This window comes from Huijunlia imazamoxiresistens (assembly GCF_037132455.1).
Lineage (GTDB): Bacteria > Bacteroidota > Bacteroidia > Chitinophagales > Chitinophagaceae > Flavisolibacter > Flavisolibacter imazamoxiresistens.
Genome location: NZ_JBBBEI010000002.1, coordinates 96,378 through 109,715 on the forward strand (window position 1 = coordinate 96,378; position 13,338 = coordinate 109,715).

Below are 13,338 nucleotides of genomic sequence, written 5' to 3' on the forward strand. Positions count from 1 at the left end.
GAAATGGCTCTGGGCCATTCGGGCAAATATACCGAAATCAGCCTGTTCTGCCGTTCAAAATGCGTTAAAAATGCGTGATTTTGAGGCCTTTGGAGCTGAATTTATTAGATAAGTCGAAAGTTTTTAATACGGGAGGCGAAACACGGCCGGATGGGGCCGGCAGGGGCATAAAAAAACGGCCTTCCGGGAGGCCGTTCCTGCAATAATGTTGAGCTGGCTTACAGGCTGCTGACCTTTTCGGCCATCAGCTGGCGCACCAGGTCTTCCAGTTCCTGCAGGCGCTTTTCCATTTCGGGCAGGTTGCGGAAAACGGCCTGGCTGCGCAGGGCGCTGGTGTAGTCGGCGGCGGGGGAGCCCGTCACGGTGGAGAAGGGGGCTTTCAGCGATTTGCTGACGCCGCTCTGGGCGTTGATCTTCGAGCCGTCGGCGATCTGGATGTGGCCCACCAGGCCGGCCTGCCCGCCGATCATGACGTTGCTGCCGATCTTGGTGCTGCCCGAAACGCCTGCCTGGGCGGCAATAACGGTGCTGTTGCCCACCTCTACGTTGTGGGCGATCTGGATGAGGTTGTCGAGCTTGGCGCCCGATTTAATGACCGTGGAGCCCATGGTGGCCCGGTCGATGGTGGTGTTGGCGCCGATCTCCACGTTGTCTTCGACGACCACGTTGCCGATCTGGGGTACCTTTTTGAAGCTGCCGTCGGCCTGGGGGGCGAAGCCAAAGCCGTCGCTGCCGATGACGGTGCCGGCATGGACCACCACGTTGTTGCCCAGCACGCAGCCTACGTAGATCTTTACGCCGGGGTGGATCACGCAGTTGTCGCCGATCTGTACGTTATCGCCAATGTAGGCGTTGGGGAATATTTTGGTGTTGTTGCCCACCTTCACGTTCTCGCCCAGGTAGGTGAACGCGCCGATGAACACGTCGGTGCCCAGCTTGGTGCTGGGGGGAAGATAGGAAGGCTGCTGGATGCCTTTTAACTGCTGGGTGGCCATTTCCTGGTATTTGCTCAGCAGCATCGCAAAGGCGGAATAAGCGTCGGGAACCCGGATGAGGGTGGGGGCCACCGGCTCTTTCAACTCGTAATTTTCGTTCAGGATGACAATCGAAGCCTGGGTGGAGTAGAGGAATTCTTCATATTTGGGGTTGGCAAAGAACGTAAGCTGGTAGGGCTGGGCTTCTTCGATTTTCCCGAAAGTAGTCACCACTGCCTCGGCATTACCTTCAATTTTACCATTTATTATAAACGAGATCTGAGCGGCTGTAAACTGCATACCTTAGTTGTTGGCACAAAGAAAAGTCAAATCTGTCAAAGGTCAAATTTGTCTGTTGCATTAAGAAGGCAAAGAATCAAAAAAGTTTAATAAGTCCGGAATGGGAAAAATTCCCCCATCCGCTTAGCCTTCCCTGATAGCTTTGGCCGGTTCCCTGCCGCGACGGCCCTTATATATTGCTTTTTTGCGCTATTTTTATTTGAGGTGGCAAAGGTAATATTTTTTGATCGGGCTCGAAGTTTGGTGGTGAATTAATGCGTTATCCACCCCCGAAATGTCGGAAACATGGCCGTCTTTGAACAGAATTTTAATGCGTTCGTCCGAAGGGTTGTAGGTGGTGTTTACGGCTTCGCCGGTAAAAACCAGGTAGGCCGCTTCGGGAACGGAAATGTTTAACCGATCGGCGGTTTCCCGCCGCAGTTGTTCTACAAGGTCGTCCGGAAAAGGTTCGGTCTGGAACCGGATCTTCAGCAGCCGGCGGTGTACCAGTCCCTTGCTGAGGCGGGACAGCACCGGGTCGGCATGGCCGCACCAGCCTTTGAGGGTGCACATCACGTCGGTATCGTCGAGTTGGGAAAATTTTTCCAGGTGGCGCACAAACAGGTCGCCGGGCAGGTGTTCCTTTAAAAAAAAGTCCAGCACCGGCGAGGCTACGGGCAACCCGATGTCGTTGGCCAGCAGCTCCCGGGCCCGCTCCATCACCTGCACCAGCATTTTTTCGGCGGCCACCACGGTCTTGTGCAGGTACACCTGCCAGTACATCAGGCGGCGGGCCACCAGGAATTTCTCCACCGAGTAAATGGCTTTTTCCTCGATCATCAGCTCGCCTTCGTGCACCACCAGCATTTTCAAAATGCGGTCGTAGCCGATCACGCCTTCGGCCACGCCGGTAAAAAAGGCATCGCGGCTCAGGTAATCCATGCGGTCCACGTCGAGCTGGCCCGACACCAGCTGGTGCAGGAACTTTTTGGGGTAGCGGCCGCTCAGGATGTCGATGGCGGTTTGCAGGCGCCCGTTGAACTGTTCGTTGAGCAGTTGCACCATCATCAGGGAAATTTCCTCGTGGTGGACGCCGCGGATCAGCTTGCGTTCCAGCGCATGGGAGTAGGGGCCGTGGCCGATGTCGTGCAGCAGGATGGCGATGCGGGCGCCCTGTTCCTCCTCGCGGGTAATGTCCACGCCTTTGTTTTTCAGTTCCGAAAGGGCACTGCCCATCAGGTGATAAGCACCCAGGGAGTGGTGCAGGCGGGTATGCACCGCCCCGGGATACACCATGGAGGCAAAGGCCATCTGGTGAATGCGGCGCAGGCGCTGGTAATACGGGTGGGAGATGATGTCGAAAATCAGGGGATCGTCGATGGTAATGAATCCGTAAACCGGGTCGTTGATGATCTTGCGTACATATGCCATGCTAAAAAAAATTGTTAAGGTGGCCAGGTGATGACTCAAAATTACTGGGCCATTGGCTTATCTTTAAATTTGGCCGGAAAATAGCGTTCCGGAGAACGGGGAATTCGTTCATGCATTCATTTGTTTATTGGGAATCCGACACGGTAGCGCAGGTTGTTTGTTGAACCTCATCCTCATAATAGCTTATCCTTTTGGAAAAATCCCCGCAGCCTGCCCGGTTTTTCAAGGCCCGGTTTCTGCAATCCGTGTCAATCCTTTCATTCGAAAAATTTAAAATCATTATGTCAGTGCCGAAAATAATCTGGGTGGATGATGAGATCGAAAGCCTCCAATCGCAAAAGCTGTTCCTGGAAAACAAAGGGTACCAGGTGCAAACCTTTACCAATGGTTTTGACGCCATTGATTACGTAAAAGAGAACATTGTGGATGTGGTGCTGCTCGACGAAACCATGCCGGGCATTACGGGCCTGGAAACCCTGGCCAAGATCAAGGAGGTGAATGCAGGCATCCCGGTGGTGCTGATTACCAAGAACGAAACCGAGAACCTGATGGACGAAGCCATCGGCAGCCAGATCACCGACTACCTCATCAAGCCCGTCAATCCCAACCAGGTGTTGCTGTCGCTGAAAAAGATCATTGACAACCGCCGCCTGGTGGCCGAAAAAACCACCACCGCCTACCAGCAGCAGTTCCGCAACCTGTTCATGGCGCTGAACTCCAATCCCGATTTCAACGAGTGGATGGATATCTACAAAAAGCTGGTGTACTGGGAGCTGGAAATGCAAAAAAGCGACAGCCCCGAAATGCAGGAAGTGCTGCAAAGCCAGAAGGGCGAGGCCAATACCGAGTTCTTCAAATTCATCTCTAAAAACTACGCTTCGTGGATAACGGGCAAGAACAGCCCAAAACCCGTTCTTTCGCATACCCTTGTGCGTGATAAAGTGCTGCCGTTTGTGGAAAAAGGCACACCCACTTTTTTTATCCTGATCGACAACCTGCGGTTCGACCAGTGGAAGGCCATCCAGCCCATTTTTGCCGAAAGCTTCCGCATCCAGGAAGAGGATACGTTTTACAGCATCCTGCCCACCGCCACTCATTATGCCCGCAACGCCATCTTCTCGGGCCTGCTGCCCACGGAGATCGAGCGGCGGTTCCCGGCGCAATGGAAGAACGATGACGAGGAGGGCGGCAAAAACCTGAACGAGGAGGAATTCTTCCGGGCGCAGATGAAGTCGCTGGGCAAGGGCGACCTGCGTTTTTCGTACACCAAGGTGCTGAACAACCATGCCGGCCTGGAGCTGGTGAACAACATGCACAACCTGCTGGTCAACGACCTGAACGTGATTGTGTACAACTTCGTGGATATGCTCAGCCATGCCCGCACCGAGATGGAAGTGCTCAAGGAACTGGCCGGCGACGAAACCTCCTACCGCAGCATCACCACCTCCTGGTTCGAGCATTCGCCCCTGCACCAGGCGCTGAAAAAGATCGCCGACAAGAACATCCGCATCGTCCTGGCTACCGACCACGGCAGCGTGCGGGTAAAAACCCCCGCCAAGGTGATCGGCGACAAGCAGACCACCACCAACCTGCGCTACAAGCATGGCCGCAACCTCAATTACGATCCCAAGGAAGTGCTGGCCTTCCGCGACCCGCGGGAAGTGGGGCTGCCCGTTCCCACCGTCAATTCATCGTATATCTTTGCCGGCGAGGATACCTTTTTGTGTTATCCCAATAACTATAACCATTACGTGAATTATTACCGCAACACCTTTCAGCACGGGGGCATCAGCCTGGAGGAAATGATCGTGCCGGTAATAAAAATGATCAGTAAGTGAAATATACCCAGACCACGTTAAACAAGATCGAAAAACTAATCGAGGATGCCGGATACATCGTCCGCTTTGAAAGGGGCACCTTTCAAAGCGGCTTCTGCATCCTGGAGCAAAGAAAGGTGGTGGTGCTCAATAAGTTCCTGCCCCTGGAAGGACGCATCAACACCCTTATCGACCTCATTCCGCAGCTCAATATCGAGGGCAGCGCCCTGTCGGAGGACAGCCGCAAGCTCTTCGACGACATCATGGGCCGCTACCATGCCGCAGCAGGGGAGGAGCAGGAGGAAGGGCAATAAAAATTTCGGATGTCGGATTTCGGATACCAGTCTTCTCAGCTTATAACGACTTTATATTTTACATTTACACGGTGAGCTGCCCCCCTTTAAAAATAACCTTTCTCGGAACCGGCACCAGCAGCGGCGTACCCATGATTGCCTGCGGATGCCCCGTGTGCACGTCGGAGGACAAACGCGACAACCGCCTGCGTTCCTCCATCCTGATCGAGTCGCCCACCACGACCGTGGTGGTGGACACCACCCCCGACTTCCGCTACCAGATGCTGCGCGCCCGTGTCAAAAAGCTGGACGCCGTGCTGTTCACCCATTCCCACAAGGACCATATCGCGGGCCTCGACGACATCCGGGCCTTCAACTACCTGCAGCAGCAGCCGATGGTGGTCTACGCCAACCAGAGCACCATGAAGGAGCTGAAGCGCGAGTTTGAATACGCCTTTGCCGAAAACAAATATCCCGGCGTGCCCGATATCGAGCTGGTGACCATCACCACCGAACCCTTCCGGATCGGCGACATCCCCGTAACGCCGATCATGGTATGGCACCTGAAGATGAAAGTATACGGTTTCCGCTTCGGCAAATTCACCTACATCACCGATGCCAACCGCATCGACGAAAGCGAAAAGCAGAAAGCTGTCGGCAGCGATACCATCGTGCTGAACGCCCTGCGCCACCAGCCCCACATTTCCCATTTTTCCCTCAGCGAGGCGGTCGGCCTGGTGCAGGAGCTGCAGGTGCCCCATGCGTATTTTACCCACATCTCGCACCAGCTGGGACGCCATGCCGACGTAGACCCCGGCCTGCCCGGCGGCATGCACCTTGCATATGATGGATTGGTACTCCAGTTTGATTAAGCCACCGGCAGCGGTTTCCTTCTTCCGGACTTTTGGCTTATCTTATTATCGGAACCAATCTGTCAGCTATGAATTTCGAAACCTCCGAGATCACCCAGCAGGCCGCACAGGCCGCCCGCGACTTCGCCCACCAGCAGATCAAACCCCATGTCATGACCTGGGACGAAAGCCAGGAATTTCCCGTGCCGCTCTTTAAGCAGCTCGGCGAACTGGGCATGATGGGCGTGCTGGTGCCGGAGCGCTACGGGGGGGCGGGGTTGAGCTATTACGAATACAAAGCCATCATCGAGGAAATTTCAAAAGTCGACGGCTCCATCGGCCTGAGCGTGGCGGCCCACAACTCGCTTTGCACCGGCCACATCCTGGCCTTCGGCAGCGAGGAACAAAAAGAAAAATACCTCCCTAAGCTGGCGACCGCCGAATGGATCGGCGCCTGGGGCCTGACCGAGGCCAATACCGGCAGCGATGCGGGCAACATGAGCTGCACCGCGGTGCGGCAGGGCGATCACTGGGTGATCAATGGCACGAAGAACTGGATCACCCACGGCCGCAGCGGCGACGTGGCGGTGGTGATCTGCCGTACCGGTGAGCCGCGGGTCAGCGACAACGCTACCGCCTTTATCGTGGAAAAAGGCACGCCGGGTTTCAGCGGCGGCAAGAAAGAGAACAAGCTGGGGATGCGGGCCAGCGAAACGGCCGAAATGATCTTTGACAACTGCCGCATTCCGGATGCCAACCGGCTGGGGGAAGTCGGCGACGGCTTCCGCCAGTCGTTGAAAGTGCTGGATGGCGGCCGCATTTCCATTGCCTCCCTGGCGCTGGGCATTGCCAAGGGTGCCTACGAGGCTTCGCTGGAGTATGCGCAGCAGCGCCACCAGTTCGGCAAGCCCATAGCCTCCTTCCAGGCCATCGCCTTCAAGCTGGCCGACATGGCCACCGAGATTCAGGCGGCCGACATGCTGACCCTGCAGGCCTGCGACCTGAAGAACCGCGGCCAGTCGGTGACCAAGGCGTCGGCCATGGCCAAGTACTACGCCAGCGAAGTGGCGGTAAGGGTGGCCACCGATGCCGTCCAGATCTTTGGCGGCTACGGCTATACCAAGGATTTTCCCGTGGAAAAGCATTTTCGCGATTCCAAACTCTGCACCATCGGTGAAGGCACTTCGGAAATCCAAAAGGTGGTGATCTCGAGAGAGGTGTTGAAGTGAATATAAAATGTAGAATGTAAAATATTAAATGTAGAATAAGGAAAAGAGCAGGCTTGGAGCCTTCCTTAAAAAAGCAACTGCCCCTCCACGGAGGGGCAGTCCTGTATTTATCCTTATTTTACATTTAATATTTTACATTCTACATTTTATATTCCTACCGCACTTCCTGCATCTGCACCAGCCTTGCATAGTAGCCCGACTTCCGCATCAGCTCGTCGTGGGTGCCCCTTTCTACGATCACGCCTTTTTGCAGCACGATGATCTCGTCGGCATGGCGGATGGTGGAGAGGCGGTGGGCAATGACGATAGCGGTGCGGTTTTCCATCATTTTATTAATAGCGTCCTGTACCAGGCGTTCGCTTTCGGTATCGAGGGCCGAGGTGGCCTCGTCGAGCACCAGCACCGGCGCGTCCTTGAAAACGGCCCGGGCGATGGTCAGGCGCTGGCGCTGGCCGCCGCTCAATTTCATGCCGCGGTCACCCACCGTCGTCTGGTAGCCGTTTTCGGTTTGTTCGATAAAGGGGTGGGCATTGGCTACCAGGGCCGCCTGCTTTACCGCTTCTTCCGAAGCGTTCTCGGTGCCGAAGGCAATGTTGTTCAGGATGCTGTCGTTGAACAGCACGGCTTCCTGCGATACAAAGGAGATGAGGCTGCGCACATGGGTGAGCTTGATGTCGCGGAGGTCGGTGCCGTCGATGAGGATCTGGCCTTCCGAGGGGTCGTAGAAGCGGGAGACCAGGTCGGCCAGGGTGGATTTGCCCGAGCCGCTTTCGCCCACCAGGGCGATGGTCTTGCCCTTGGGGATGAACAGGTTGATGTTCGTCAGCACGTTCTGGGTGCTGTAGCGGAAGGAGACGTTGCGCAGCTCGATGCCCTCGCGGAAGTCGGTCTTGGCCACACCGCCGGGCTTTTCCTCGATCTGGACCGGCTCGTCCAGCACCGAAAAGATCTTGGTGGCGGCCACGATGCCCCGCTGCACGTTGCCGCTGGTGCTGGAGATGGCCTTCAGCGGCTGGATGATCTGCGAGTACAGGGCCAGGTAGGTAATGAATAAGGAACCCGTCAGGGCCGACTTGCCGGAAATGAGCAGGTAGCCGCCGTACAGCACGATGGTCACCACCACCAGGATGCCCAGCAGTTCGGACAGGGGAGAGGTGAGCTCCTTGCGGCTGAACATCGAGCGGCTGGTATTGGAAAAATCCTTGTTGACCTTTTTGAAGCGGTCGATGGTGTACTTTTCCGCCGCAAAGCTCTGGATCACCCTTATGCCCGAAAGAGTTTCCTCGGTATGGCCCAGGATTTTGCCCAGCTGCTCCACGCTGAAGTACGACAGGCGCCGCAGCTTGTTGGTAATAGTAGCGATGAGGATACCCGAAACCGGCAGGAAGATGATGGTGAACAGCGTCAGCTGCGGCGAAATATAGAACAGGCCGATGAAATAAACGATCACGATAAAGGGATCCTTCAGCCAGCTCTGGAGCGCGTTGATCAGCGAGCTTTCGATTTCCTGCACCTCGTTGGTCATTACCGACAGGATATCACCCTTGCGGGTGTTGTGGTAAAAGTGCAGCGATTGGTGGGTAAGTTTGGCATACAGGTCGTTGCGTACCCGCTCCATGGTGTTCAGGCGGAGGCGGATGAGTACTTTCACGGCCAGGTAGCGGAACAGGTTGGCGAAAACGGTGGAAAAGAAGATCAGCACGCAGACAAAGCCCAGGGCATACATCTTGCCTTTGGTGGCGATGATGTGGAAAAAATAGTAATTAAAGAGGCCGGTGAAATAGGAAACCGACAGGCTGAAGGAGGGCGGTGCGGCCGGGGCTTCGGCCGGGGCGACCCCGAACATGATGTTGAGGATGGGGATCAGCATGGTAAAGTTGATCAGGCCGAAAATGATCCCCAGAAAGGTATATATAATGTATTCGGGCAGGTAGTGGTGCAGAGGCGTGGCGTACTTCAACAGCCGCTTGATTGCTTTCATTGAAAATTCGGTAAACGGTAAGAAAGGGCCGCAATTTAGCCCATTTTACGCCAAACGTCCGGCAAATGAATAAATTTGTGCGTTTAACAGCTTCGCAATCAGATATGTCGAAACCCACTTGCAGCCTCATTATTGCTACCTACAACTGGCCGTCGGCCCTGCGCCTGTGCCTCCAGAGCGTGCTGGAGCAGGTGGTGCTGCCCGATGAGATCATCATTGCCGACGACGGCTCGGGTGCCGAAACGGGCGCGCTGGTGGCGGATTTCCAGCGCCGCAGCCCGGTGCCCCTGCGGCACATCTGGCAGCCCGACGAAGGCTTTCAGCTGGCGCGCATCCGCAACAAGGCCTTTGCCGCGGCGGAGGGCGACTACCTGGTGCAGATCGACGGCGACCTGGTGCTCCACCCGCGGTTCGTGCACGACCACCTGCGCTTTGCCCGGAGGGGCGCCTTCGTCAGCGGCGCCCGGTCGCTGCTCGACGAAGCGTATACCCACCAGGTGCTGGCGGCGGCAGCCGTTCCGAAGCTCGGGCCGGGCCATCCCCACCTGAAAAAGAAGTATAATGCCGTACGTTTGCCGCTGCTGGCGGCGTTGAACTACCGGCTGCAACGGGGGAAAAAGAACATGCACTACGTGCTGGGCTGCAATATGGCCTTCTGGAAGGACGACCTGTGGCGGGTAAACGGCTACAACGAAGCCTTTACCGGCTGGGGCAAGGAGGACAACGACCTGGCGGCACGCCTGATCAATGCCGGCCTGGAGCTGCGGTTCGTCAAGTTCGGCGCCGTGGTGTACCACCTCCACCACCGCGAGGCGCCCCGCGCAACCGTTTCGGTCAACGAGGCGCTGTTCCGGCGGAGCGTGGACGAAAAGGTCACCTTCGTGGAGGCGGGCATTAGCCGGCACCGCGAACAACTGAGTACACTATAAATATTATATATATGCAGGAAGGAAAAAGACAAAAGCAAGTGGGCGGACTGATACAGGAAGAGATGAGCAGCATTTTCCAGCGGCTGAATCTCAGCATGATAGAAGGCGCCATGGTATCCATTTCATCGGTGAAGGTAACCCCCGACCTGCTGGAAGCCCGTATTTACCTGAGCATCTTCCAGGGGCCGGACCATAAGGCCGTGATGAAGAAAATTGAGGAAAAAGCCTGGGAGATCAAAAAAGAGCTGGCCGCCCGCGTCAAGCAGCAACTCCGGCGCATGCCCGAACTCAAATTTTTCCTGGACGATACCCTGGACCACGTGTTCAAGATGGAAGAACTGTTCAAGCAAATCAAACAGCAGGAGCCGCCCACGCCCCCCGAAGGAGCGGAGCAGGGAGATACCAAATAAAGGGAAGTCCGGGCATCCGGACTTTTTCATCTATATTTTCTTTATGAACAGAAAGGAATCGAATGGTCCCGGTAGCGCCTCCGGCCAGGAGCTGGGGGGAGGACGCGGCGTCCGGGGCCTTGCAGGTTTGTTTGCCTGGCGCTATTTCAAGGCGAAGAAAACGACCAATGCCATCAATGTCATTTCCTGGATCTCGATCGTGGCCATCACCATCGGCACGGCGGCCCTGATCCTGGTGCTCAGCGTATTCAACGGGTTCGAGGACCTGGTAAAATCGCTGTTCTCTTCTTTTTACCCCGATATCAAGGTGTCGGCCGTTGCCGGAAAGCAGGTGACCCTGCGGCCGGGGCAGCTCCGCGACCTGCGCGCCGTGCCGGGCGTACAGGCCCTGTCGCTGGTGGTGGAGGAAAAGGCCCTGCTGCAGAACGGCGAGTACCAGTCCATCATTTATTTAAAGGGCGTCGACGAGCAATACACCTCCGTCAGCGGGGTGGCCGATTATATCGTCAGCGGCACCTTCGACGTGGGCACCCGCGAGCGCCCGCTGCTGGTGCTGGGCGCCGGCATTGAGAATGCCGTCAGCGTGCAAAGCGACCGCAACCTGGCGCCGCTGGTGGTGTACCTGCCCAAGAAGGCGGCCGTGGACCTGTCCAACCCCCTGCAATCCATCAGCGCCGATACCATCAATACGGCCGGGGCCTTCATCATCCAGCAGGATTTTGACAACAAGTACGCCCTCTGCAACCTGGCCTTTGTCAAAAAAATGCTCGACATGCCCCCCGATAACTACAGCGCGGCGGAGATCGCCCTGCAGGACGATGCCGATCCCGAGACGCTGAAGGTGTCCCTGAGCCGCACCCTTGGCCCGGGCTACCTGGTGCAGACAAGGTACGAGCAGAACCAGAGCCTGTATTCCATCATGAGCGCCGAAAAATGGGTCATTTACGGGGTGCTGTCGCTGATACTGGTAGTGGCGGCCTTTAACATGATCGGCGCCCTGACCATGCTGGTGCTGGAGAAGAAGAACGATATCAGCGTGCTGCATGCCCTGGGCGGCGGCCGTGCCTTTATCCAAAAGATCTTCCTCAACGAAGGGTTGTTCCTTGCCCTTATCGGCGGCGGCTCGGGCATGCTCATTGCCCTGGCGCTGGCCCTGATCCAGATCCATTACAAGATCATTCCCCTGCAGGGCGGATCGTTCCTGATCGATTATTTCCCGGTCAAGCTGTCGGCCATGGATTTTGTGCTGGTCGGTTCCACCGTGCTGGCCATTGCACTGATCGCTTCGTGGATACCTGCCCGTAAGGCCGCGCTGCAACAGCTGCGGTTGCGGGAAGAGTGATATGGCTGTGGCGTGAATTATCGGAAGGATATACGAAAACCATGTTTTTTGACAGGTGCTTACCCTTATTTTTAAGCGATTCTTTTCCCTTATAGCCTGGAATTTGTTCCAGGAAATTTTTTTCCTTCATTCGCCCGTTTCTGCCCGGTACGGGGGCGGGAGCGGGCAGGTCCTGCAACCTGTGGCACCATAAGGCAAGCATCGGTTCCGGCCATCCCGGGCCATCCTGTATGCTTTCCGAAAGGGCGTAACGTAAACTTCATTTTCGTTGCGGCGGGGCCGTTGGAAGGGGAAAAGCCCTGTAGGCGCGGGCTTTGGAGCGGCTGCAGGTGCGTGTGGAAAACTTTTTTGACCGAAACGGACCACCTCTTCGCTATTGTAATTGGGCTGGCATAGAATTTTCGAAGAGGTTGGGTCTATTTTTTTGAGAAACAGGGAGGTATGAGCGGTAATTTATAATATGTTGAAGGATCGGAGGCCCAAATTGCCGGGCAGGATCGGTTATAAATATATTAGGAAATTATTTTAGTTTGAATTCCTTGTTCGATAAACCTATTTTTGTGCCCCTAAACATTCTGTATGCTGGATGTGTTACTGACTGGATCCCTTTCTTTCCTGATCACCTTTTTAGCGATTCCTGCTATTATTAAGATTGCACAGGAGAAAAAGTTGTACGATGTCCCGGATGAACGGAAGTTACATAAGAAACCTATTTCCTCACTGGGTGGCGTAGGTATTTTCGGAGGTTTTTTCCTGGCCTCACTTCTGTCCATCAATAATACGATCAACCCTGAGTTTCAATATTTTTATGCCGCCGCTGTCGTGATCTTCTTCCTGGGCGTAAAAGATGATATCCTCATCCTTACCGCCACCAAGAAATTCATCGGGCAGGTGACCGCTGCCGCTATACTGATCCACCTGGGCGGCCTCCGGATCGGCAGCATGCACGGCCTGTTCGGCATCAACGAGCTGCCCGAGATCTTCAGCATCGCCCTGACCTATATTACCATTATCCTGATCATCAACGCCTTTAACCTGATCGACGGCGTGGACGGCCTGGCCGGCACGCTGGGATTGCTGACCATGGCGGTTTTCGGCTCTTACTTCTATATGGTGGACATGACCGCTTATTCCATGCTCGCCTTTGCCATGGCCGGCAGCCTGATGGCGTTCCTCATCTTCAATTACAACCCGGCCAAGATCTTTATGGGCGACAGCGGATCGCTGATGCTCGGCATGATCAACTCCATCATGGCCATCAAATTCATATCGGTAGCCGACAGTACGTTGGTTTCCTTCCGCATACAGTCGGCCGTGGCCATCGGCATCGCCGTGCTGATGATCCCCCTGCTCGATACCCTGCGGGTGTTCAGCATCCGGATCCTGAAAGGCCGCTCGCCCTTTTCTCCCGATCGTAACCATATTCACCACCTGCTGCTCGACAGGGGCCTGAACCACAAGAAAGTAACCTTCTCCTGCCTGTTGCTGAACGTGGCCTTTATCGTCCTGGCCTTCATTGGCCGCGACCTGGGACCTACCTATCTCCTGGGATCCATCGTGCTGGTAGCCCTGGCGTTCTTAGGTATCCTGGTCTATTATAAAAAGGAAGCCCGGGTGGTGCGCGCCGAAAAGCCGGCCTCCATTTCTCCTCAAAGCATCAAAACAATCATCCCCACTACCAAGGTGATGACGCTCAATGCCGAGGTGCCTGTAGCCGTAAAAGACTAACGAAAGCCGGGATGCCTTCCCGGTTTTTCAACGATCAAAGGGGTGAACGCCTGCTGTCCGCAGCCGTTCGCCCC

At 55.7% G+C, this 13,338-nt stretch carries 11 protein-coding genes; 8 read left to right on the forward strand and 3 right to left on the reverse strand.

The window, feature by feature from the left end; all coding sequences use genetic code 11:
* Nucleotides 1–218: 218 nt before the first annotated feature.
* Both lpxD and V9K67_RS02255 read right to left on the reverse strand, forming a co-directional pair.
* Nucleotides 219–1,274: a UDP-3-O-(3-hydroxymyristoyl)glucosamine N-acyltransferase gene (gene lpxD, locus V9K67_RS02250; RefSeq protein WP_336719773.1), complete on the reverse strand. Its 1,056-nt coding sequence runs from the start codon at nt 1,272–1,274 to the stop codon at nt 219–221.
* 195 nt (nt 1,275–1,469) lie between these two features.
* Entirely contained in the window at nt 1,470–2,684 is a 1,215-nt protein-coding gene (locus tag V9K67_RS02255; RefSeq protein ID WP_336719774.1) for an HD domain-containing protein, read from the reverse strand.
* 281 nt (nt 2,685–2,965) lie between these two features.
* On the opposite strand from V9K67_RS02255, the gene porX reads away from it, so the two are divergent.
* The 4 genes from porX to V9K67_RS02275 all read left to right on the forward strand — a co-directional run bounded on the left by porX (nt 2,966) and on the right by V9K67_RS02275 (nt 6,874).
* Complete coding sequence (porX, locus tag V9K67_RS02260; RefSeq protein ID WP_336719775.1) at nt 2,966–4,522, forward strand: T9SS response regulator signal transducer PorX; 1,557 nt, start codon at nt 2,966–2,968, stop codon at nt 4,520–4,522.
* The gene (locus tag V9K67_RS02265) at nt 4,519–4,815 is read left to right on the forward strand and encodes a hypothetical protein (RefSeq protein ID WP_336719776.1); all 297 of its coding nucleotides are present in this window, start codon (nt 4,519–4,521) and stop codon (nt 4,813–4,815) included. Before porX ends, V9K67_RS02265 begins: the two co-directional genes overlap by 4 nt.
* A gap of 71 nt (nt 4,816–4,886) precedes the next feature.
* Nucleotides 4,887–5,666, forward strand: coding sequence for an MBL fold metallo-hydrolase (locus V9K67_RS02270; protein WP_336719777.1), 780 nt, complete (start codon nt 4,887–4,889; stop codon nt 5,664–5,666).
* 68 nt (nt 5,667–5,734) lie between these two features.
* A complete protein-coding gene (locus tag V9K67_RS02275; RefSeq protein WP_336719779.1) occupies nt 5,735–6,874 on the forward strand; it encodes an acyl-CoA dehydrogenase family protein in 1,140 nt (379 codons plus the stop codon).
* 154 nt (nt 6,875–7,028) lie between these two features.
* Here the strand turns inward: V9K67_RS02275 and V9K67_RS02280 are convergent, their stop codons facing one another.
* Entirely contained in the window at nt 7,029–8,855 is a 1,827-nt protein-coding gene (locus V9K67_RS02280; RefSeq protein WP_336719780.1) for an ABC transporter ATP-binding protein, read from the reverse strand.
* A gap of 104 nt (nt 8,856–8,959) precedes the next feature.
* On the opposite strand from V9K67_RS02280, the gene V9K67_RS02285 reads away from it, so the two are divergent.
* From V9K67_RS02285 to V9K67_RS02300, 4 genes are all read left to right on the forward strand, one after another.
* Nucleotides 8,960–9,784, forward strand: coding sequence for a glycosyltransferase family 2 protein (locus tag V9K67_RS02285; RefSeq protein ID WP_336719782.1), 825 nt, complete (start codon nt 8,960–8,962; stop codon nt 9,782–9,784).
* A gap of 11 nt (nt 9,785–9,795) precedes the next feature.
* Nucleotides 9,796–10,194: a 30S ribosome-binding factor RbfA gene (gene rbfA, locus V9K67_RS02290; protein ID WP_336719783.1), complete on the forward strand. Its 399-nt coding sequence runs from the start codon at nt 9,796–9,798 to the stop codon at nt 10,192–10,194.
* A gap of 43 nt (nt 10,195–10,237) precedes the next feature.
* Complete coding sequence (locus V9K67_RS02295; protein ID WP_336719784.1) at nt 10,238–11,536, forward strand: FtsX-like permease family protein; 1,299 nt, start codon at nt 10,238–10,240, stop codon at nt 11,534–11,536.
* Nucleotides 11,537–12,115: 579 nt separating this feature from the next.
* Nucleotides 12,116–13,264: a glycosyltransferase family 4 protein gene (locus V9K67_RS02300; protein WP_336719786.1), complete on the forward strand. Its 1,149-nt coding sequence runs from the start codon at nt 12,116–12,118 to the stop codon at nt 13,262–13,264.
* Nucleotides 13,265–13,338: the final 74 nt, after the last annotated feature.